Raw genomic sequence first — 22,519 nt, 5'->3', positions numbered from 1 at the left:
CGAATGTCTGCCGCAGCCACAAAAACGCAATTTATCCATGCCGGTCAGGCGCTTCTGCAAACAGGTTGGGCGGATGATGTGCGTCTTGGCATTGTCGATGGAAAAATCGCATCTGTGGAAATCGGCGTCAGCGCGCAGCCGGGCGACGAACACCATGCAGTGATTGTTTCAGGCATGCCAAATCTGCACAGCCATGCGTTCCAATATGGCATGGCAGGACTGGCTGAGCGGCGTGGACCTTCTGCTGACAGCTTCTGGAGCTGGCGCGAGATCATGTACAAGTTTGCGCTCACCATGTCGCCGGAACAGGCCGAAGCTGTGGCGCTGCGGCTTTATGTTGATATGCTGGAGGCAGGATTTACCCGCGTCGGCGAGTTTCATTATCTGCACCATGATCGCGACGGCACACTTTACGGCAATATTTCCGAGATGGCGGATCGCATTGTTTCCGCGGCCGGAGCAGCGGGTATCGGCCTGACGCTCCTGCCGGTCTTTTATGCGCATTCGACATTTGGCGGTGCTGCTCCGAATGAAGGCCAGCGCCGTTTCATCAATGATGAAGCAAGCTTTTCCCGTTTGATTGAAGGCTGCCAGAAGGCGCTTATCGGTTTCGATGGTGCCGTGCTTGGTGTCGCCCCGCACAGCTTGCGTGCTGTGACGCCGGACGAGCTGGCTTTTGCAGCAAAACTTCTGCCCAATGCACCGATCCACATTCATATTGCCGAGCAGGTGAAGGAAGTGGACGATTGCATCGCATGGTCGGGCCAGCGACCGGTCGAATGGCTGCTCGATCATCAGGAATTGTCTTCGCGCTGGTGTCTCATTCACGCGACCCACATGACCGATGCGGAAACTATGCGCATGGCCGAGGCGGGCGCGATTGCTGGTCTTTGTCCTGTGACGGAGGCCAATCTTGGTGATGGCACGTTCAACGCCACGGTCTTCCATGAAGCAGGCGGCAAGTTCGGTGTCGGCTCGGATTCCAATGTGCTAATCGGCATTAGCGATGAGTTACGCCAGTACGAATATTCGCAGCGTCTCCTGCACCGCGCGCGCAATGTTCTGGCCGAGAACGAAGGCTCGACAGGCCGCGCATTGTTCGATGGCGCGGTGACGGGCGGCAATATCGCCATGGGACGTGCAGGCGATGGCTTAGAGGTCGGAGCTTCAGCCGATTTCATCGCACTTGATGCGGCGCGTCTGCCACATGCAAAAGGCGACGTAGTGCTCGATGGCTGGATTTTTGGCGGTCGCGCACGACCGTCCGATGTGTGGGTGCGCGGCGTTAAACAGGTGGAAGGCGGGCGTCACCGCTTGCGCGATGAAGCCGAGCGTGCTTTCCAGAAAGTGATCGGCGAATTGCTGGATTAAAAAGGGGCGCATGATGCAGGACAATTCATCCAGAAATGGCGATCCGACCATATCGCTGCATCAGCGCATTCTGGATGATATCGAAACACGCATCATCTCTGGCGAATGGCAGCCGGGACATCGCATCCCGTTTGAACATGAACTGACCGAACATTATAATTGCTCGCGTATGACCGTGAACAAGGCGCTGACGCAGCTGGCAAAGGCTGGTCTGATTGAGCGCAAACGCCGTTCGGGCAGTTTTGTGTCTTTTCCGCAATCGCAGGCAGCGATCCTCGAAATCCACGATATTCGCGATGAAGTGGCAGCCCTTGGTGTTCCCTATCGCTATGAACTACTGACACGACGTGATCGTCTGAGCGGCCCAGCGGATGCCAAACATATCGATATGCCGCGCCATACACCATTGATCGAACTCGTCTGTCGGCATTATGCAGGCAAGCGTGTGTTTGCGCTGGAAGAACGCTTCATCAGTCTTGATGCTGTGCCGAGTGCAGATAGTACCAATTTTGCGGAGCAATCGCCGGGGCCTTGGCTGGTTGCTTGCGTGCCATGGAGCAGTGCTCAGCATTCGATTCGGGCAGTCGTTGCCACACAGGACAATGCCGCAATGCTTGGTGTTGCGGCTGGATCACCTTGTCTTGTGGTTGAGCGCCAGACATGGAATGCCGATCAACCGGTCACGCATGTGCGCTTCACCTATCCCGGCGATAGTCATGCACTGGTGGCAAAATTTACGCCATCGCAAGGCTAATCATACCGATGTAATGTTACGTTATTACGCTTTTGATGCCCTCGCGCATAGCGGCCGCTAAAATGGCAATATCCCGAATCCCTTGCGCGACTTTCCACAGAATGCGATTCATAAAAAAGCCGCCGCAAGGGAAGCGGCGGCCAAGTTGCGGCGTCTCTGGGTGGTGATCACGCCGCGCGTTTAAGAGCATCTCCGATCATGGAAACGATGGTGTCGATTTGTTCTTTTTCCACGATAAGTGGTGGTGAAAGGGCAATGACATCACCGGTGACGCGGATCAGAAGGCCCTTCTTGAAGCAATCGACAAAGACATCGTAAGCGCGTGCGCCGATGGCACCTTCGCGTGACGAAAGCTCGATTGCACCAACGAGGCCGAGGTTGCGGATATCGATGACATTCGGCGCATCTTTGAGCGAATGAAGAGCATTCTGCCAATGCTCTGCCAATTCAGCACCACGGGTCAGAAGACCTTCTTCGGCGTAGATTTCAAGCGTGGCAAGACCGGCAGCACAGGCAACGGGATGGCCGGAATAGGTATAGCCGTGGAAGAGTTCGATGGCGTTTTCCGGGCCGGTCATCAGCGCATCATGCACTGCGCGGCTGGCAAAGACTGCACCCATCGGGATTGCGCCGTTGGTGAGGCCCTTGGCGGTTGTGACGAGGTCAGGTTTTACGCCGAAATAATCAACCGCAAATGGTGTGCCGAGACGTCCGAAGCCGGTGATGACTTCGTCATAGATCACCAGAATGCCGTGTTTGTCAGCGGTTGCGCGGATGCGTTCGAGATAGCCCTTTGGTGGCAGAACAACACCGGCAGAGCCGGACATCGGCTCAACGATGACGGCTGCAATCTTTTCTGCGCCGTGCAGCTGAACCAGACGTTCCAGATCGTCAGCCAGTTCAATGCCGTGTGCTGGCAAGCCCTTGGAAAATGCATTGCGGCCAATATCAAGCGTATGACGCATATGATCGGCAGGGATTTGCGGGAAAACGCGGCGGTTGTTGACGAGGCCGCCAACCGAAATACCGCCAAAGCCAACGCCGTGATAGCCTTTTTCACGGCCGATCACGAGGGTGCGGGTGCCCTGACCGATGGCACGCTGATAAGCGATGGCGATCTTCAGTGCTGTATCGACAGATTCCGAACCGGAATTGGTGAAGAACACGCGGTCGAGTTTGGCATCCGGTCCGCCGGGCGCTATGGCTGCGAGCTTTTCTGCAAAGTCGAAAGCAACATTGTGGCCCATCTGGAAGGTCGGCGCGAAGTCCATGGTCGAGATCTGGCGTTCAACAGCCTGTGTGATCTGTTTGCGGCCATGACCGGCATTACAGCACCAAAGACCGGCCGTGCCATCCAGAACCTGCTTGCCGTCGACATCGGTGTAGTACATGCCTGAAGCGCTTGCGAGCAGGCGTGGAGCGGCCTTGAACTGGCGGTTCGCAGTGAACGGCATCCAGAAGTTATCAAGGCTTGGCGCGTTGGTGTTATTCAGCATTAGGACCTCCTATTTGTAGGCTCAGGACCTGTTAATTTGATGGAAATGGCACCTGAAATGACAAGGGCTGCAAGGAGAGACGTGAAGAACGGGGTGGTTCCCCCGGTCGAGCGGCTCGACGTAGCAGAGCGCCAGTCATTTCGGTGTCCGAAGGATGTGGTCCATCCGCCCGGCTACTTTGTCGAAAAAGCTCGAAAATGAACTACATTTCCTTCGCCTCTTCTCCTCGTATCCAAACGGATGTCCTCACACCATTTCCGTCAAATTAATAGGTACTGAGCCTGAGCAGGAGGACACGCTTTGTCGAAAGCAACAAGTCCTTTTCTCTATAAATTTAACTCATTGAAATTACGTGTTTTAAAATTGCAGTTTGTGCTATATCGAACATCATAAACAGTAAGGGGAACTGTCGATGAGCATCGATATTGGCAGCCGGCTTCGCTATGTGCGTATGCGGCAGAATCTGTCGCAGCGAGAGCTGGCAAAACGGGCTGGTGTGACCAACTCTACCATATCGCTGATCGAGGCGAACCAGTCCAATCCATCCGTTGGCGCATTAAAACGCATTCTTGACGGGATTCCTATTGGTATGGCCGAGTTTTTTGCGCTTGAGCCGGATGCGCCGCACAAGGTCTTCTATCAGGCGGACGAGCTGGTGGAGATCGGCAAGGGACCGATTTCCTATCGTCAGGTAGGCGATCATCTCTTTTCGCGATCGTTGCAAATTCTCAAAGAACGCTATGAGCCGGGTTCAGACACGGGCAAGGTTCTGCTCATGCATGAAGGCGAGGAGGGGGGCATCGTCATGTCTGGCCGCATTGAAGTGACGGTCGGCAGCGAACGCCGAATTCTGGGGCCGGGGGATGCTTATTATTTCTCAAGCAAGCTGCCGCACCGGTTTCGCTGTGTCGGTCCGGTCGCCTGCGAAATTGTCAGCGCCTGTACCCCGCCAAGTTTCTAACCATTTGTTATCACAGATTATTTTAAGAAAATTTGGTTCCCGATTTTTCTGGAAATGCTCTATATCGGCACGACCCACGAGCGTTTGATCTGCTGCATTGGAATTTCGGATTTGATATTCCGAACGCCCTTTATCTTGCCGATATATTCCATCTGGAATTTTCTAAAGCCTTCAAGATCCGGTGTAATGACACGCAGCAGAAAGTCGCAATCGCCCGCCATCAGGTGGCATTCAACGATCTGCGGCAGCTTCTCAATTGCCTTGACGAAAGTCGTGACGGTTTCTTCATCCTGTCCTGTCAACCATATGCGGACATAGACCGTAAACCCCATGCCGAGCCTGGCTGCATCGACCAGTGCAACATAACGTTCGATGAAGCCTGCATCTTCGAGTTGCTTTACCCTGCGCAGGCAAGGGGATGGCGAAAGACCAACACGCTCGGCAAGCTCGGTGTTGTTAATCTTGCCTTCTTGCTGCAGTACCCTGAGAATCGCACGATCGATCGCATCGATTGATGTTGGCATTTTAATGCGCCTTATTGATTATTGTTGGCATAATTAATCAATATACTGTGCATTGAGAGCGTAAAAGCAACAAAAATCTATGCGGGTTGGCGTATTTTCCCGCTTCAGAATAAGCGATCTTGTCGCTCTTTCCAGAAGGAAATAATCGATGCGTAGTATGGATTTTGTCGAGGGACAGAGCGGCATCTCCCGGCAATCAGAGGCCTTGCGTGGCTTGCGGGAAGCCATTCCTGTCTTTTTAAGTTTCGTTCCGTTTGCTTTGTTGCTCGGTGCTCAAGCAACCCAGAAGGGCTTGAGTCCGCTTGAAGTGCCGATGATGACGGGCTTGAATTTTGGTGGTGGTTCCGAGTTTGCGGCCATTGGTTTGTGGACATCGCCGCCGCATATTCTGCTGATTGTCGCGATAACATTTCTGGTCAATAGCCGACATTTTCTGATGGGTGCCGCCCTTGCGCCTCTCATCAAGCATTTGCCGAAACGCAAGGCATTTTTGACGCTGTTTTTCATGTGTGACGAGAGCTGGGCCATGGGACTTGCCGATGCGCGTAAGTCTGGTGGAAACTTCAGTATTCGTTATTATTTTGGCGCAGCCCTTGGCCTTTATGCGACGTGGATTTTCTTCACCACCGTCGGCGCATTGGTTGGTCCTGTGTTGGGTGACGTCAAGCGTTTTGGCTTTGATATGGCGTTTCCTGCCGTCTTCATCGTGATCCTCGCCGGTATGTGGAAGGGGCCTGTTGCCGCGCTTCCCTGGCTGGTCAGCCTCATCGTGGCAGGCATAACCTATCTCACTATTCCGGGTGCCTGGTATGTGCCAGCAGGTGTAATCGCTGGGCTTATGGTTGCATGGCGGCAGGCGAAACCAGAATGATGATTGAACCTTCACACGCGATCACGATCCTGCTCATGGCTTCCGTGACCTATATGACGCGCATTGGCGGGTATATTTTTCTACGCAATCGTACACTGAGCCCGCGCGCCCAGCTTTTGCTGGAAAGTGCGCCGGGCTGTGTCCTGATCAGCGTTATTGCGCCGGAGTTTTTCACCGGCAAGCCTGCTGATATGATTGCTCTCGCGCTGACGATTGCTGCTGCAACCCGGTTCCCCATGCTGGTAACTGTGGCCGTGGCCATCACTTCCGCTGGGTTGATACGCCATCTCATCGGCTAAAAGCGAAGCGGAGGAATTTACTCCGCTTCCTCGACACCGTCGATTTATGCGTAACGCGCAATGCTGAGATCGTCTGCTTTGATATCTGGTGTGTTGCCGGAGATGAGATCGGCCAGCAGCTTGCCGGAACCCGGGCCCATGGTCCATCCAAGTGTGCCATGGCCCGCGTTGATAAACACATTGTCGAAGCGGGTCGCGCCGATGATCGGCGTTGAATCAGGCGTCATCGGGCGTAGGCCTGACCAGAAGGTTGCAGCCTTGAGATCACCGCCGGGGAACAGATCGCTCACCGAGAGATCAAGCGTTGCACGACGCGCTGCGGGCAGATCCTTGGTGAAACCTGAGACTTCGGCCATACCCCCCACACGGATACGGTCGCCAAGGCGGGTGATAGCAATTTTGTAGCTTTCATCCAGCACGGTCGAAACCGGAGCCAGATCTTCATTGATGATCGGTGCGGTGATCGAATAGCCTTTGACCGGATAGATCGGCGCATTGAGGCCGAGCGATTTAACCAGCGCAGGCGTATAGCTGCCGAGCGCCACGACATAGCGATCAGCCGTCAGAATGCCTTCCGAGGTTTCGACGCCGGAAACCTTGCCGCCAGTCATCAGCAGCGACTTGATATCGACGCCAAAGCGGAATTTGACGCCGAGACCTTCGGCAATTTTGGCCAGTTCATTGGTGAATTTGAAGCAGTCGCCGGTTTCGTCATGCGGCAGGCGCAGGCCACCGACGAATTTGTCACGAGCTCGGGCCAGAGCAGGCTCAACGCGCACGCAATCTTCGCGGTCAAGCACTTCAAACGGCACGCCGTCCTGACGCAGCACTTCAATATCCTTGCCAATACCGTCAAGTTGATATTGTTCACGGAACAGTTGCAAAGTGCCCTGTGTGCGCTGATCATATTGAATGCCGGTTTCTTCGCGCAGGGCGACAAGGCAATCGCGGCTATATTCGGCCACACGGACCATGCGGGTTTTATTGATCTTGTAGCGGCTCTCAGTGCAGTTCGCGAGCATCTGCAAGAGCCAGCTGTACTGCTTTGGATCGGATGTCAGACGCAGAACCAGTGGCGCATGTTTCTGAAACAGCCATTTGGCGGCTTTCAACGGGATGCCGGGTGCTGCCCATGGCGATGCATAGCCCGGCGAAACCTGTCCGGCATTGGCGAAGCTTGTTTCCAGTGCAGGGCCTTCCTCGCGGTCAACGACAGTGACTTCATGGCCAAGCTTGGCCAGATAATACGCCGTGGTGACGCCGATAACGCCGCTACCTAGGATGGTGATCTGCATGTTCGCCTCTTATAATTATGCTTGTTTGTTTGCCGCCAGACTATCCACGTAAACACGGGCATAGCGGTGGCCTAACGAAGTCAGGATTTCATAAGGAATAGTGTCGCAATCACGCGCCACATCTTCGAGCCGCTGATGCGGGCCAACGAGTTCGACCAGACTGCCGAGCTTGAGTGTGCCTTCCGGCAGTGCTGTGACATCGAGCGTGATCGAATCCATCGAAACGCGACCGACAATCGGCAGGCGCGTATCGCCGTAAAAGGCCGAGCCCTTGTTGCTCAAGGCGCGGAACCAGCCATCGGCATAACCGACTGCAATGGTTGCGACCCGCATGGGCTTGTTGGCAATGAATGTGCTGCCATAACCGACCGCTGCGCCCTTATCGATGTCGCGCACCTGAATGACGCGCGCGGATAGCTCCAGCACGGGTTTGATTGAGCTTTCAGTCCCTTCCGGACCAACGCCATAGAGAACAACGCCCGGACGCGCGAGATTGAAATGATAAGTATTGTCGAGGAAGCAACCACCGGAATTCGAAAAAGCCACAGGCAATTTTGGAAGGCGCGCAAGTGCTGCGTTCATGACCGCAAGCTGGCGAGCATTGGCCGGATTTTTCGGTTCATCGCCGCTCGCCAGATGGCTGATGACGAATTTTACATCGATATGGTCGAGCAGATGCTGGTTATCGACCAGTTGGTCGAGTTCTTTGGCTGACAGGCCAAGGCGTGACATGCCGGTATCGATCTGAAGCAGAGCGGGCAGCTTTTCATTCAGGCTTATAGCAAGTGCCGACCAGTTTTCAATCTGCTCCAGCGAGTTGAGAACGGGCAGAATTTTTTCGCGTGCACAGGCAGCTTCCGTGCCGGGCTGAAGGCCGTTCAGCACATAAAGTGTCGCATCAGGATTGAGAAAAGGGCGCAGAGAAATTGCTTCGCCAAGATGGGCGACGAAGAAATCGCGGCAGCCAGCTTCATAGAAAGCTGGCGCTACGCGGTTTGCACCCAAGCCATAGGAATCGGCTTTGACAACAGCGGCTGCACGGGTCGGCGCAATGCGTTTTGCGATAGTTGAATAATTGTGGCGCAGGGCTGCCAGGTCGATGGTGAGCACGCCGCCTGCGGCGAGGTCCCGTTCAGTTTGAGAAAAATGCATCGACATATCGGTCATTTCCAGCGCACTCGGTTTGTTCGTGGGAGTGACTGGACTCTAATCCGCTTCCTCCCAAAAGCACATTGCTCTGGTGGTGCGGATCACAATTCCTTGCCCCCAAAGCGATAGGCGCAATGATAATCGAAGACTATTCGAATGTTTTTGCATTTTTTCGTAGATTATGCGAATTTATGCATGATTTACGCACTTATTAGCTCATTATTCGAAGAATATTCATGGCGACGCTGGATAACATAGACCGTAATATCATCCGTTCCCTAAGGCGCGATGGCCGTATGACCAATAGCCAGCTTGCAGCGGAAGTAGGCCTTTCGCAGTCGGCCTGTCTGCGTCGCGTACAGATACTCGAAGAAAGTGGCGTTATTCGGGGGTATACAGCGATTGTTGGGTCTTCCGGTGGTGATGAGCGGTTGGTGGCGATTGTTCGCATCACGCTGGACCGGCAGACGGAGGAATATCTCAACCGCTTTGAAGAGGCGGTGCGTCGCCATCCGGAAGTACAGGAATGTTACCTGATGACCGGCGATGCCGATTATATTCTGCGGGTTGAGGCGGAGAATGCCGCTTCTTATGAAATCATTCACAAGGAAATTCTGTCGCGGCTGCCGGGTGTTGCGCGCATTCATTCGAGCTTTGCAATCCGCACAGTGCTGCTCTCGAAAGCGCCGCCGCCACGCGCATAAAAAAGCCCGGCACTTGGCCGGGCTTTCGATTCCATAAAAGGATAGCTCTTAGCGGAATTCGTAGCGAAGACCGGCGCGAACCGTATGGATGTTGAAGCCATTGTCCTTAGCCTGTGCGCCAGTCGCGCCCGGACCTTCGGAGTTACCGTAGGGGTTCGTATTGCGATCGTCAGCGTCATAGCCATAGGCTTTGCCACCGTTGATGCGCAGATAGCGATAGCCAAGGTCGAACTTCAGCTGCTCCGTGAGGTCGTAGCTCACACCAGCCATCAGGCCCATGGCAAAACGCCAGCTGTCGAGACCGCCTTTGTCTGACTGGTAATCGCAATTGCGGGTTGTGAAGTCAGAGCAGACCTGGCGCGTATCCCAATTGCCGTATTTCACATAGGCAGCACCCAGACCGGCGCCAAGATAAGGCGTGACTGCTCCAACCTTTGGCAGATCGACATAGGCATTGGCCATTGCCGTCCAGATATTTGCCGTCGATGCGTCTTCATAATGGCAATTATCTTCGACCGGGTTGAGGCCGTGGGCGCTCTTTACGTAGCTGGTGCAGTTTGTCCGGCCGTTAATATTGGCGCGGAAGAAATCCAGTGTTGCGTCTGTGCGGAACATTTCGTTGAAACGATAACCGACGCCGACGCCGTAGGCTGCGCCGCCTTTCAGTTTGAAGCTATCGTATTTCAACGTGTCGTCGACGCCGCGATAGGGTGGATTTTCCTGGTTCCAGAAATCCCATTCACCATCGGTTTTGTTTTTGAAGTTGTAACCGATGTCGCCACGGATGTACCACCCGGACGCCAAAGGAGTAGGTGCCACAACAACTGGCGCTGGCTCCTCTAGAATAATGTCAGCTGCGTGCGCTCCGTTTGCACCGATCAGCACACCACATGCCATGAGCGCAATCGCGGAAACATATTTCATCTACCCAACTCCAACCGAAAATAATCGCGGTTCCCGAACCGTTGGCCGAAGGTAGTAAATGAATATGCTTAAACTATCGTTACTTCTTATTAGTGAGCACTAAACTTGCGGTAGTAATTTGGGGCAATAATGCCACGTTACAGGCAATGAAAAACCCGGTCTGAGCCGGGTTCTACAATTCTTACTTGAAATCCACCGAGTGTATGATTGACTGGTCGATATCGTTAATATTGCGCTTGCCGCAAAGCGCCATGGTAATATCGAGCTCTTTGCGGATGATCTCCAGCGCCAGCGTCACACCTTCCTTACCCATGGCACCAAGGCCGTAAAGGAACGGACGACCGATGAACACACCCTGTGCACCCAGCGCGCGTGCTTTCAGAACATCCTGACCTGAGCGAACACCGCCATCCATATGCACTTCGATCTTGTCGCCAACAGCATCAACAATTGGCTTGAGCATCGAAATCGAGGAGACAGCACCATCAAGCTGACGGCCGCCATGGTTGGACACGATGATCGCATCGGCGCCGGATTTGGCTGCCATCCGGGCATCTTCTTCATCGAGAATGCCTTTGAGGATCAGCTTGCCGCCCCATTGTTCCTTGATCCACGCGACATCGTTCCAGTTGAGCTGAGGATCAAACTGTTCCGCTGTCCATGATGAGAGCGAAGAAAGGTCAGTGACATTTTTCGCGTGACCGGCAATGTTACGGAATGTGCGGCGCTGCGTCCCCATCATGCCCAGGCACCAGCCGGGACGGGTCGCCATCTGCCAGATGTGCTTCGGTGTGAATTTTGGTGGGGCCGAAAGCCCGTTACGCAGATCCTTATGGCGCTGGCCTAGAATCTGCAGGTCAAGCGTGAGGACCAATGCAGAGCAACCCGCAGCTTTGGCGCGGCTGATCAGGTTTTTTACGAACTCGCGGTCTTTCATCACGTAAAGCTGGAACCAGAATGGCTTCTTGGTCACTGATGCAACATCTTCAATGGAGCAGATGCTCATCGTCGAGAGTGTGAACGGAACACCAAAGGCTTCTGCGGCCTGGGCTGCGAGCATTTCGCCGTCTGCATGCTGCATGCCGGTGAGGCCAGTCGGGGCGAGGGCAACAGGCATTGCGATCTTTTCGCCGACCATCGTTGTTTCAAGCGAACGATTGGTCATATCGACCAGCACGCGCTGACGCAGTTTGATCTTGGCGAAATCGGCTTCGTTTGCCCGATAAGTAGACTCAGTCCAAGCGCCGGAATCTGCATAATCGAAGAACATTTTCGGGACGCGGCGTTGTGCAAGCCGTTTCAGATCGGCGATCTCGACGATGTTGGGCATTCTCCCACCCCTTGTGGTCAGTTTTCTTTACCAATCGCATGACGGATTGCGAGCCTGAAATCAAGTGCGAACAGACAATGCTGCCGCAATCGCTGCTATGTTTTAGTTCGAGGCACATCTTCCGGAAGCCTGTTCGAGCTTCTGAGGGAGTGCATTATTTGATGATCTGTTTAATCCAACTACACTATCAACCACGTTCTGCATTTGCCATTTTCATATCATACAGGATCGAGGAACAGTATCTTTGCGACAGCGGTTGGTCATTTTTGACGCTTGGTGGATGCTAAAAGTGTGAGAAATATTGCATGGTTATGTGATACTCGTTGAGCGCAAAGACTATGCAGTTGAGGATGACAGGATGAGCAAAACTTCGGGAACCAAATTCATCGGCAAGCGATCAAGTGCTGCAGGTGGATGGGGTGCATTGAAGAGCTGCGGTAAGCAACTGCTTGCCAGTGGCGCGCCGCTCACTGGTGCGCGTGCGCTCCTCAAGGCCAACCAGCCCGACGGTTTTGATTGCCCCGGCTGCGCATGGGGTGACCCGGAGCATGGATCTTCGTTCGAGTTCTGCGAGAACGGTGTGAAGGCGGTGGCCTGGGAGGCGACAGAGCGGCGCACAACACCGAAATTCTTTACCGAACATACGGTTTCTGAACTACAGTCCTGGACCGATTATGCGCTTGAGAATACCGGGCGGCTGACGCATCCGATGCGTTACAATGCGTCAACCGACAAATATGAAGCGGTTGAGTGGGATGAAGCTTTTGGCGCTATTGGCGATATATTGAAGAGTTTCGATACGCCGGATCGTGTGGAATTTTACACCTCGGGCCGGGCATCCAATGAAGCGGCATTTCTCTATCAGCTTTTCGTGCGCGCTTATGGCACGAACAATTTTCCTGACTGCTCGAACATGTGCCATGAAGCCAGTGGTGTGGCGCTCAAACAATCGGTAGGTGTTGGCAAGGGAACCGTTCTGCTTGAGGATTTCGAGCAGGCCGACGCGATTTTCGTCGTTGGGCAAAATCCTGGTACCAATCATCCCCGCATGTTGGGTGATCTGCGTCGCGCTGCCGAACGTGGCGCTCAAATCGTTGTTTTCAATCCGGTTCGCGAGCGCGGACTTGAACGCTTCGCTGATCCTCAGAACAAACTTGAAATGATGCATGGCGGCAGCGAAGCTATCGCCAGCGATTATTATCAACCACGTATGGGAGGCGATCTTGCCGCTTTCCGTGGCATGGCCAAAGCGGTGTTCGCGGCTGATGATGCAGCTCTTGCTGCCGGGGAGCCGTCTGTTCTTGATAGAGCGTTTCTGGCCAAACATACGGCTGAATTTGAGGCCTATCGGGCTGCAGTCGATGCGACTTCCTGGGACGAAATTGAAGATCAGTCCGGGCTATTGCGTCAATCACTGGAACATGCCGCGCGTATTTATATGCAAGCCGAAAAGGTCATTTGCACTTGGGCTATGGGCATAACGCAGCATCGCCATTCTGTGATCACGATCCGCGAGATAACCAATTTCATGCTGCTGCGCGGCAATATTGGAAAGCCAGGCGCGGGGCTATGTCCTGTCCGTGGTCATTCCAATGTGCAGGGTGATCGCACGGTTGGGATCAACGAACGTCCATCCGCTGCATTTCTTGATGCACTGGAAAAGGAATTCGACTTCAAAGCGCCGCGCGAGCCGGGCCATAATGTGCTTGGTGCAATCGGGGCCATGCTTGACGGATCGGCGAAAGCCTTCATCGGTCTGGGTGGCAATTTCGCACGTGCGACGCCAGACAGTCCGATGATTATAAAGGCACTTTCCAGCCAGAGGCTGACAGTTCACATCGCAACGAAACTCAACCATTCACATCTTCTGCCTGGGCAGGATTCGTTCATTCTGCCGTGTCTGGGGCGCACCGAGATTGATCTTAATTCCAAAGGCGTGGCGCAGATTGTAACGGTCGAAGATTCCATGAGTATGGTTCATGGATCAGGCGGCATCAACCATCCGGCCTCGGCGCTGCTCCGCTCGGAAGTTGCGATCATCGCCGGTATGGCAAATGCAACATTGGGTCCAAATCCGGTCGATTGGTTGGAACTGGCTGATGACTATGACCTCATCCGGGATCATATTTCGCGGGTTCTGCCCGACTTCTATGACTTTAATGTGCGTGTTCGCGTGCCGCGTGGTTTTCACTTGCGTAATACCGCGCGCGAGCTGGAATGGGTAACGCCAAACGGCAAAGCAACCTTCTGGAGCGGGGCGATACCAGAGGCTGTCGAACATCAACAGGCGCGTGGAAAGCCCGGCCACTATGTCTTGCAGACCTTCCGCAGTCATGATCAGTACAACACGACGATTTATGGCATGGATGATCGCTATCGTGGTGTTTATGGCGAGCGGCAGGTGATTTTCATGAACCCTGCCGACATGTCGGACATTGGTGTTGAAGCAGGTGATCGGGCCGATATCGTCGGTGATTTTGCAGACGGTGTTGAGCGCGTTGCACGTGATTTCCGCTTTGTGCCCTATGATATTCCGCGTGGTTGTATTGCGGGCTATTATCCGGAAATGAACGTTTTGGTGCCGCTTGGTAGTGCTGGCGATGAAAGCTACACTCCAACGTCAAAATCGGTGATTGTTTCATTCCGCCCAGTTCAGGTGGTCAACGCCTGATGGAAGAAGCCGAGTATATGGCACTGGTGGATGCGCTTGAGGCCGCATCGGGCAAGATTTCGCGGCTTGGTGCCGGTATTATTGCTGCGCTCGCGCTCGATATAGCATCGGACAGCCGCAGTTTCTCACGAATACTGGGTATTGCTCACGCTCTTGTGTTGCGGGAGGTTGTCGCTCTTGCCGGTGAGGGCGGCTATATCCGCATCCGACAGCGAGATGAACGCACGCAACGCACACGTTATGAGCTGAATGCGACAGGCAATCGGCTTGTTGAAGAAATGCGCCTATAAATTATCCCGATCTATTATTTAGATTTCAGCGTTTTCCCAAAGTCTGTTTTGCGAGCATGACAATTAATGATGTTTTTTAAAGCATGCTTTTCTCGACATTATTTTGGTTGCATTGTGAACTTCAGGAAACAAGCGAGAATCGTTTATATGACCACAAAACCTTATCCTTTTGTGAAAGCGGCACATAGTGTGCTTCGAGCGGTTGCAGGCGTTCTCGTTGTTACGACAGCGATCCTGGCTTCAGGGCTGCATGCAAATGCTGAAAATAGCGGCGTCGTTCCTGTGGCTGTAACGGAGAGCAAGCTGATTGACTATCAGCCAAAGCTCACGCTCTCAGGGGCGATTGCCGCTCGCTCTCTGGTCAATGTTTCTTTCCGCGTCAATGGACAGGTTGTGGAACGTATGGTCGAAATCGGCCAGCACGTTGAGAAAGGTGCGGTCCTTGCGCGGATCGATAATGCCGAGCAGCAGTCCAATATGCGTGTCGCGCTGGCGTCCAAGGACGCGGCGCAGGCCCAGCTTGTACAGGCTGAAGCCAGTTTCAAACGCCAGGAAGCCTTGCTTGGGCAAGGATTTACGACGCGGTCTCAATACGATCAGTCCGAGCAGGTGTACCGCACGGCCCAAAGTACGCTGATGAATGCTGAAAGCCAGCTTGGCAATGCACGTGACGAGCTTTCCTACACTGAACTTCATGCCCCCGTTTCTGGTGTTCTCACAGCTCGCAATATTGAAACCGGGCAGGTGGTACAGGCCGCGCAAACCGCGTTTTCGATTGCCGAAGACGGCCCCCGTGATGCGATCTTCGACGTTCAGGAAACACTCGTCAACTATGCCAAGATCGGTATGGACTTTACCCTGGCCCTGCTGTCGGATGACAAAGTTCAGGCGGAAGGCAAGATAAGGGAAATTTCGCCGGTGGTTGATGCACAGACCGGTACTGTGCGGGTGAAGGTTGGCATCGCCAATACGCCGGAACAGATGGCGCTGGGCGCGACTGTAACGGGCACGGTCCATATGGAAAATCGGCAGGTTGTCATCTTGCCCTGGAGTGTCATGACCTCCGATTCAGGTCGCACCGCTGTCTGGCGTGTAGCGAAGGACACACAAGTTGCGACCCTCGTGCCGATCAAGGTTTTGGCCTATGAAAAAGAACGAGTGATTGTTGCTTCCGGTTTGGGTGTTGGCGAGCTCATTGTTACAAAAGGCGCACAAATGCTTCGTTCAGGTGCTCAAACAGAGATTGTTAACGGCCTTGAAGGAGCCGGCGCACAATGAAGCCAACCATGAAGCTCCTGAGCTGCCTGGCTCTTGCTGGTTCGCTCGTAACACTTGCGGCATGTGGCAAGGATGATGATCATTCATCTGAAGCTGAACCAATTCGCCCTGTGCTTTACACGATTGCAACGCCCAGGCCCGCCATTCAAACCAGTTTCGCTGGTACGATCGAACCGCGATATTCTACTGACCTCGCCTTCCGTGTTCTTGGCCGTATCATTGCGCGCCCGGTAATCATCGGTGATCTCGTCAAGAAAGACGAAATGGTTGCGATGCTCGATCCATCCACGCTTGATCTTTCGGTGCAGTCCGCAAAGGCTGACCTTTCGAGCGCCGAGGCGCAATATGCCAACGCCGCTGCCAGTGAAGAGCGCCTGAGCATCCTGCTCAAAGGCAACAACATCTCGCAGGCAGATTATGATGCTGCAAAACAGGCGCGTGACAGCGCTCAGGCGGGGCTTGAGAAGGCACAGGCCGGGCTACGCAAAGCTGAAGATCAGCGCGGCTATGCTGTTTTGAGCCCGGATTTTGATGGCGTCATTTCCGCAACCAATGCTGAAGTTGGCCAGGTGGTGGCTGCAGGACAGGCGGTAATGACGGTCGCAAGGCCCGACATTCGTGAAGCTGTTCTCGATATTCCCGACAGTATGACCGAATATTTTGTGACAGGAACGCCGTTTAATGTGCAGCTGCAAGCTGATCCTGCGGTGACCGGACAGGGCACAGTGCGCGAGGTTGCGCCCCAGTCGGATGCACAGACCCGTACGCAACGTGTTCGGATTGCACTTGAGAACCCGCCGGAGGGTTTCAGGCTTGGTGCGACTATCAGGGCGGGACTCGCAACAGCGGAAAAAGATCACGTGGTTTTGCCGATAGAAGCTTTGTTTGAAAAAGACGGCAAGACCGAAATCTGGGTCATTGATCCCAAAACACAGACCGTAAGCCTCCAGGGCATTCAGGTTGTTGAACGCCGCAGCGATAGTTTTGTTGCAGATAATGTCGAGGTCGGCAGCTATGTGGCAACGGCCGGCGTGAACGAGCTCAAACAGGGGCAAAAAGTTCGTCTGGATGCGAAGGGAAGCAGCCTATGAAAAAAGGTTTCAATCTCTCTGATTGGGCTTTGAACCACCGGTCGCTTGTCTGGTATTTCATGCTTGTCTTTCTGGTCGCGGGACTGGTGTCCTATCTCGATCTTGGCCGTGCTGAAGACCCTGAATTCACGGTGAAAACCATGGTGGTGCAGGCCAATTGGCCCGGCGCGTCCATCGATGAAACCATCAACCAGGTTACGGACCGCATAGAGAAGAAACTCGAAGAGCTCGATACGCTCGATTATACGCGCAGCGTTACTACGGCTGGCAAGTCGGTCGTCTTTGTGTTTCTGAAAGATACGGTTCGCAAAGAGCAGGTCACAAAGGCCTGGTCCGAAGTTCGTCATATGCTTGACGACATCAAGCCGAACCTGCCGGACGGCGTTTATGGCCCGTATTACAACGACAAGTTCGGCGATGTGTTCGGCAATATCTTCGCGTTTACCGCCGATGGCTTATCGATGCGGCAGTTGCGAGATTATGCCGAAGATGTGCGTACTAAAATTCTGACCATTCCCAATGCCGGTAAGGTTGAACTCATCGGCGCGCAGGATGAGGCAATCTATCTCGAATTCTCGACGCGACAGGTCGCTGCTCTCGGTCTCGATCAGCAGGCAATCCTCAAAGCACTTCAGGATCAGAATGCGATCACCCCTTCGGGTGTCGTGCAGGCCGGACCGGAGCGGATCAGCGTTCGCGTAAGCGGTCAGTTCAACTCGGAAGCCGATCTTCGTGCGGTCAACCTTCGTGTGAATGATCGCTTCTTCCGCCTGTCTGATGTCGCAACAATCACGCGCGGATATGTTGATCCACCATCATCGATTTTCCGGGTCAATGGCCATGATGCGATTGGTCTTGGCATCGGTATGAAACCTAACGGTAACCTGCTTGAGTTCGGCGAGAAGCTGGACGCAATGATGCAACAGGTGAAAGCGGAACTGCCGATCGGTATTAATGTATCGAAAGTGGCGGACCAGCCTGAAGTCGTTCAGGACGCGGTCTCAGGCTTCACAAAGGCACTCTTTGAAGCGGTTGTGATCGTTCTGGCCGTGAGTTTCATCAGTCTTGGTTTGCGTGCAGGCTTCGTGGTGTCGCTGTCTATCCCGCTGGTGCTGGCAATCACCTTCCTCGCCATGTCACTCATGGATATTTCGCTGCAACGTGTGTCTCTCGGCGCACTGATCATCTCGCTGGGGCTTCTGGTGGATGATGCGATGATTGCGGTTGAAATGATGGTAGCCCGACTGGAGCATGGCGACCCCATCAATAAGGCCGCGACCTATGTTTATTCGCACACTGCCTTTCCGATGTTGACGGGTACGCTTGTAACGATTGCTGGTTTCATTCCGATTGGACTGAACTCGAGTCAGGCCGGCGAATATACATTCACGCTTTTTGTCGTGATTGCAGTTTCGCTGATTGTTTCGTGGATCGTGGCCGTGTTGTTTGCACCACTCCTCGGCGTGACGGTGCTTCCTAAGAAAATGAAGCATCATGAGGAAAAGCGCGGTCGTTTTTTTCAGGCATTTTCGAGAACGCTGCTTCTTGCGATGCGGCACAAATGGATTACGATTGTCACGACAATCGCTCTGTTTGTGGTCTCGGTTTTCGGTATGGGGTTGATTGAACGACAGTTTTTCCCTCAGTCCGACCGTCCGGAACTGGTGATCGACTGGACCCTGCCGCAAAACAGTTCCATCGCCGATACGAAGGCACAGATGGAGCGTTTTGAGCAGACGATGCTCAAGGACAATCCTGATATCGAGCATTGGAGCACCTATGTCGGCCAGAGCGCGATCCGTTTCATTCTGTCTTTCGATGTGCAGCCAGCCAATCCGTATTTCGGACAGATGGTCGTGGTGGCCAAGGATGTGGAAGCGCGCGATCGCCTGAAAGCCAAATTCAATGATGTCTTCCGCAAGGATTATGTCGGCACGGACGTTTATGTGAAGTTCCTCGAACTTGGACCGCCGGTCGGGCGTCCGGTTCAGTATCGTATCTCTGGCCCAGACATTCAGAAGCTGCGCGGTATTGCGCAGGACTTTGCAGGCATCATGAGCGCGGACAAGCGACTTGGTGTCGTCAACTATAACTGGAATGAACCGGGACGTGTTATCCGTGTGGATGTGATGCAGGATAAGGCGCGTAAGCTTGGTATTTCATCCAAGGATATTGCGACGACGCTGAATGGAGTGGTCGGCGGGATCAGTATCACGCAGGTTCGGGATTCGATCTATCTGATCGATGTGATCGTGCGAGCACAGAAGCATGAGCGGGATTCCATCGACACGTTGCAAAGCCTTCAGATTGCAACTGGCAACGGCAGTTCCGTACCGCTCGCAGCGATTGCCAATTTCCGCTACGAGCTGGAACAGCCGGTCGTCTATCGCCGTTCCCGCATTCCAACCATTACGGTTGCAGCCGGTATTGTTGATAAGACGATGCCCGACACGATCGTCAAGGAGCTTGAGCCTTCGGTAAAAGCGTTCGTCGACAAGCTTCCCGCAGGTTATTCCATTGCCACGGCTGGCACCGTCGAAGAAAGCGGCAAGAGTCAGGGGCCGATTGCAGCCGTCGTGCCATTGATGCTGTTTGTCATGGCAACAGTGTTGATGCTGCAATTGCAGAGCTTCCAGCGGCTGTTCCTCGTGGTTGCCGTGGCACCTTTGGGACTGATCGGCGTGGTCGCGGCACTGCTCCCGAGTGGCAAACCGCTCGGCTTCGTGGCAATCCTCGGGGTGCTGGCGCTGATCGGTATTCTTATCCGTAACTCGGTCATTTTGATCGTGCAGGTCGAAGAGCATATCACTGAGGGTATGCATCCGTGGGATGCGGTTGTTCAGGCAAGTCAACATCGTATGCGGCCGATTGCATTGACGGCTGCAGCTGCAAGTCTGGCGCTGATCCCCATTGCGCGTGAAGTGTTCTGGGGGCCGATGGCCTATGCCATGATGGGTGGCATCATTGCCGGTACGGGTATCACTTTGCTGTTCTTGCCAGCACTTTACGTGGCCTGGTTCCGTATTAAGGAACCAGCTGCTGAAAAGAGCGAAACAGCCGTGGAGCCACAGCCACAACACTGATAAGAAGAAGGCCCGCACAAAGCGGGCCTTCCTTTTTGGTTTCGGAGAACGATCATGCAAAATGCTCCATCGCTTATGCTGCAAGAAACCGAACAGTCACCGTCTGTTGTGGCGAAACTTCTTGCAGCAGAAGTCGGGACATTTGCTGAAATCGGACGGCAGTTTGAAAAGGCTGCGCCGAGTGTCATAACGACGGCTGCACGTGGTTCGTCCGATCATGCTGCCACCTTCTTCAAATATCTGATGGAGATTGCTACGGGCATTCCGGTTGCCTCTGTCGGTCCATCGGTGGCTTCCGTTTATGGCGCAGAGCTGAAACTGAAAGGTGGCCTGCATTTCACCGTGTCGCAATCGGGTGCAAGCCCGGACATTATCGCGGTGCAGGATGCAGCAAAACGTGGTGGGGCAACGACAGTTGCCGTTGTTAACGTGACCGATAGTCCGCTTGCGAAGGGTGCCGACATTGTGCTCGCCCTTCATGCAGGCGAAGAGAAAAGTGTTGCCGCCACCAAGTCCTTCATTGCATCAGTCGCAGCGCTTTCAGGCGTGGTGGCTGCCGCCAGCAACGACGTCCGGCTGAAAGATGGTTTGAGCCGCTTGCCAGAAGCGCTGGCTGCAACAAGGCCGGAAGGCCGTGAGGTGGTGGAAGATCTGTTGGTCGAGGCAAAGTCGCTGTTCACGGGCGGACGTGGCACGGCCTATGCCATTTCGCTTGAAGCTGCACTCAAGGCCAAAGAAACTGCGAATATTCATGCGGAAGCGTTCTCGCTTGCCGAGCTGATGCATGGACCGATGCGGCTGGTGGAAACCGGCTTCCCAATTCTGTCGTTCATACCGCAGGATGAGGCGCTTGAAACAAGTATTCAGGCGCTTAACAGGCTTGGATCATTTGGCGCAAACCTTGTTTCGTTTGGGGATGCCGCAGTGCTGGGCCATCGGGTGCCGTCTGTCAGCACCGGTAACGGTCATCTCGACCCGCTGGTTTCGCTCATCAACTATTATCGGATCATCGAGACGGTGACGCGCCGCAAGGGATATGATCCTGATAAGCCACGTCATTTGAACAAGGTAACGTCGACGGTTTGACGAATGAAGCGCATCCCGAAAAGTGGGAACCGGTTTTCGGAACACGATGCGCGTAAAAAAATGTTAGAGCATTTCGAGTTTTCAATCCAAATCCGAAATGCTCTAACCCACAAATTTACTCTTCACGCATTATCGACTTGATAGCGCAATCCGGTCAGTGCATTACGCATTCTGGCATGGTTGGCGCTGCATCGTGCAGTAGAAATGACGATGTAGTCGTGCCGGCGTAATAGAGGAACTCCTATGCATAACTTTGTCCTGACCGTCACCTGTAAATCCACTCGCGGTATTGTTGCCGCCATCTCGGGTTATCTTGCGGGCAAAGGGTGCAATATCATCGACAGCGCCCAGTTCGACGATCTGGACACCGGTCGCTTCTTCATGCGTGTCAGCTTCATTTCCGAAGACGGTGTGGCGCTTGATGTCTTGCGTGATGGCTTTGTGCCAGTCGCAGCACCGTTCGAGATGGAATTTGAATTCCACGACAATGCCCATCGCACGAAGACATTGTTGATGGTGTCGCGGTTTGGCCACTGCCTGAACGATCTTCTCTATCGCTGGAAAATCGGCGCCCTGCCAATCGATATTGTTGGTGTCGTGTCGAACCACTTCGATTATCAGAAGGTCGTCGTCAATCACGACATTCCGTTCCATCATGTGGCTGTCACCAAGGCCAATAAGCCGGAAGCCGAACAACGTCTTCTGGATATCATCGATAATACCGGCACCGAACTGGTGGTTCTTGCACGCTATATGCAGGTTCTGTCCGATCAGCTTTGCCAGAAGATGTCGGGCAAGATCATCAACATCCACCACTCTTTCCTGCCGTCCTTCAAGGGTGCAAACCCTTACAAGCAGGCCTATGAGCGTGGTGTGAAGCTGATTGGTGCTACGGCGCATTATGTAACCGCCGATCTTGATGAAGGTCCGATCATCGAGCAGGATGTCGCCCGTATCACGCACGCGCAGAGTGCCGCCGATTATGTGTCGATTGGCCGTGATGTTGAAGCGCAGGTTCTGGCACGCGCCGTTCACGCGCATATTCATCACCGTTCATTCCTCAACGGCAATCGTACCGTCGTATTCCCGGCCTCTCCCGGTTCCTTCGCTTCCGAACGTATGGGGTGATATTGCCGCTCTGACGGCCTGCAAATCGCGTCTTTTTGCGCTTCCGGTGCTCACGTACTTAAGTACGCTGCGCGCCGGTTCTCAAAAGCCACGATTTTCGGCACGCCATAACCACAATCTCGCTAATCGCATGGCTTAGTGAAGCATCGGTCGATGCGTTGTGCCAATTCAAAGTTTAAGCCAATAAAAAACCCCACTGAAAAGCGGGGTTTTC

The 22,519-nt window shown here is 53.9% G+C and carries 19 protein-coding genes; 13 read left to right on the top strand and 6 right to left on the bottom strand.

From position 1 onward, the window contains the following. The first annotated feature begins 3 nt into the window (after positions 1 to 3). Complete coding sequence (locus CEV33_RS09010; RefSeq protein ID WP_094540152.1) at positions 4 to 1,371, top strand: formimidoylglutamate deiminase; 1,368 nt, start codon at positions 4 to 6, stop codon at positions 1,369 to 1,371. Positions 1,372 to 1,384: 13 nt separating this feature from the next. Continuing rightward, on the top strand, positions 1,385 to 2,125 hold the full coding sequence (hutC, locus tag CEV33_RS09005) for a histidine utilization repressor (RefSeq protein ID WP_094540283.1): 741 nt from the start codon (positions 1,385 to 1,387) through the stop codon (positions 2,123 to 2,125). 167 nt (positions 2,126 to 2,292) lie between these two features. Here hutC and CEV33_RS09000 read toward each other — a convergent pair whose 3' ends face one another. Next, complete coding sequence (locus CEV33_RS09000) at positions 2,293 to 3,621, bottom strand: aspartate aminotransferase family protein (RefSeq protein WP_094540151.1); 1,329 nt, start codon at positions 3,619 to 3,621, stop codon at positions 2,293 to 2,295. A gap of 412 nt (positions 3,622 to 4,033) precedes the next feature. Between CEV33_RS09000 and CEV33_RS08995 the strand changes: the two genes are divergently transcribed. Continuing rightward, complete coding sequence (locus CEV33_RS08995; protein WP_094540150.1) at positions 4,034 to 4,582, top strand: cupin domain-containing protein; 549 nt, start codon at positions 4,034 to 4,036, stop codon at positions 4,580 to 4,582. Between the two features lie 59 nt (positions 4,583 to 4,641). On the opposite strand, the gene CEV33_RS08990 is transcribed toward CEV33_RS08995, so the two are convergent. Next, positions 4,642 to 5,106 (bottom strand): Lrp/AsnC family transcriptional regulator, encoded by a 465-nt coding sequence (locus CEV33_RS08990; RefSeq protein ID WP_094540149.1) that lies wholly within the window; start codon positions 5,104 to 5,106, stop codon positions 4,642 to 4,644. Positions 5,107 to 5,263: 157 nt separating this feature from the next. Here CEV33_RS08990 and CEV33_RS08985 point away from each other — a divergent pair, with 157 nt between their 5' ends. Both CEV33_RS08985 and CEV33_RS08980 read left to right on the top strand, forming a co-directional pair. Further along, a complete protein-coding gene (locus tag CEV33_RS08985; protein WP_094540148.1) occupies positions 5,264 to 5,977 on the top strand; it encodes an AzlC family ABC transporter permease in 714 nt (237 codons plus the stop codon). Continuing rightward, entirely contained in the window at positions 5,977 to 6,276 is a 300-nt protein-coding gene (locus CEV33_RS08980) for an AzlD family protein (protein WP_094540282.1), read from the top strand. Before CEV33_RS08985 ends, CEV33_RS08980 begins: the two co-directional genes overlap by 1 nt. Before the next feature lie 44 nt (positions 6,277 to 6,320). Here CEV33_RS08980 and CEV33_RS08975 read toward each other — a convergent pair whose 3' ends face one another. Next, positions 6,321 to 7,571 carry a D-amino acid dehydrogenase gene (locus CEV33_RS08975; protein WP_094540147.1) on the bottom strand — a complete coding sequence of 417 codons (1,251 nt, stop codon included), beginning with the start codon at positions 7,569 to 7,571 and terminating at the stop codon, positions 6,321 to 6,323. Between the two features lie 15 nt (positions 7,572 to 7,586). Next, on the bottom strand, positions 7,587 to 8,738 hold the full coding sequence (gene alr, locus CEV33_RS08970; protein ID WP_094540146.1) for an alanine racemase: 1,152 nt from the start codon (positions 8,736 to 8,738) through the stop codon (positions 7,587 to 7,589). A gap of 218 nt (positions 8,739 to 8,956) precedes the next feature. On the opposite strand from alr, the gene CEV33_RS08965 reads away from it, so the two are divergent. Further along, on the top strand, positions 8,957 to 9,424 hold the full coding sequence (locus tag CEV33_RS08965) for an Lrp/AsnC family transcriptional regulator (RefSeq protein WP_094540145.1): 468 nt from the start codon (positions 8,957 to 8,959) through the stop codon (positions 9,422 to 9,424). Positions 9,425 to 9,472: 48 nt separating this feature from the next. Here the strand turns inward: CEV33_RS08965 and CEV33_RS08960 are convergent, their stop codons facing one another. Then, complete coding sequence (locus CEV33_RS08960; protein WP_094540144.1) at positions 9,473 to 10,348, bottom strand: outer membrane protein; 876 nt, start codon at positions 10,346 to 10,348, stop codon at positions 9,473 to 9,475. A gap of 181 nt (positions 10,349 to 10,529) precedes the next feature. Next, a complete protein-coding gene (locus CEV33_RS08955; protein ID WP_094540143.1) occupies positions 10,530 to 11,678 on the bottom strand; it encodes an alpha-hydroxy acid oxidase in 1,149 nt (382 codons plus the stop codon). A gap of 358 nt (positions 11,679 to 12,036) precedes the next feature. Here CEV33_RS08955 and CEV33_RS08950 point away from each other — a divergent pair, with 358 nt between their 5' ends. From CEV33_RS08950 to purU, 7 genes are all read left to right on the top strand, one after another. Beyond that, positions 12,037 to 14,349, top strand: a complete 2,313-nt coding sequence (locus tag CEV33_RS08950) for an FdhF/YdeP family oxidoreductase (protein WP_094540281.1) — start codon at positions 12,037 to 12,039, stop codon at positions 14,347 to 14,349. Further along, entirely contained in the window at positions 14,349 to 14,639 is a 291-nt protein-coding gene (locus CEV33_RS08945) for a hypothetical protein (RefSeq protein WP_374816792.1), read from the top strand. Before CEV33_RS08950 ends, CEV33_RS08945 begins: the two co-directional genes overlap by 1 nt. Positions 14,640 to 14,786: 147 nt before the next feature. Beyond that, a complete protein-coding gene (locus tag CEV33_RS08940; protein WP_235818384.1) occupies positions 14,787 to 15,917 on the top strand; it encodes an efflux RND transporter periplasmic adaptor subunit in 1,131 nt (376 codons plus the stop codon). Next, positions 15,914 to 17,008 (top strand): efflux RND transporter periplasmic adaptor subunit, encoded by a 1,095-nt coding sequence (locus CEV33_RS08935; protein WP_094540141.1) that lies wholly within the window; start codon positions 15,914 to 15,916, stop codon positions 17,006 to 17,008. The genes CEV33_RS08940 and CEV33_RS08935 overlap by 4 nt, the downstream gene beginning before the upstream one ends. After that, positions 17,005 to 20,091 carry an efflux RND transporter permease subunit gene (locus tag CEV33_RS08930; protein WP_094540140.1) on the top strand — a complete coding sequence of 1,029 codons (3,087 nt, stop codon included), beginning with the start codon at positions 17,005 to 17,007 and terminating at the stop codon, positions 20,089 to 20,091. Before CEV33_RS08935 ends, CEV33_RS08930 begins: the two co-directional genes overlap by 4 nt. 54 nt (positions 20,092 to 20,145) lie before the next feature. Continuing rightward, on the top strand, positions 20,146 to 21,177 hold the full coding sequence (locus tag CEV33_RS08925) for an SIS domain-containing protein (RefSeq protein ID WP_094540139.1): 1,032 nt from the start codon (positions 20,146 to 20,148) through the stop codon (positions 21,175 to 21,177). 243 nt (positions 21,178 to 21,420) lie between these two features. After that, the gene (gene purU / locus CEV33_RS08920; RefSeq protein ID WP_094540138.1) at positions 21,421 to 22,305 is read left to right on the top strand and encodes a formyltetrahydrofolate deformylase; all 885 of its coding nucleotides are present in this window, start codon (positions 21,421 to 21,423) and stop codon (positions 22,303 to 22,305) included. Positions 22,306 to 22,519: the final 214 nt, after the last annotated feature.

It is taken from the genome of Brucella grignonensis (genome assembly GCF_002252505.1).
Taxonomy (GTDB): Bacteria; Pseudomonadota; Alphaproteobacteria; order Rhizobiales; family Rhizobiaceae; genus Brucella; species Brucella grignonensis.
This window is presented reverse-complemented; position numbering and strand designations above follow the sequence as displayed.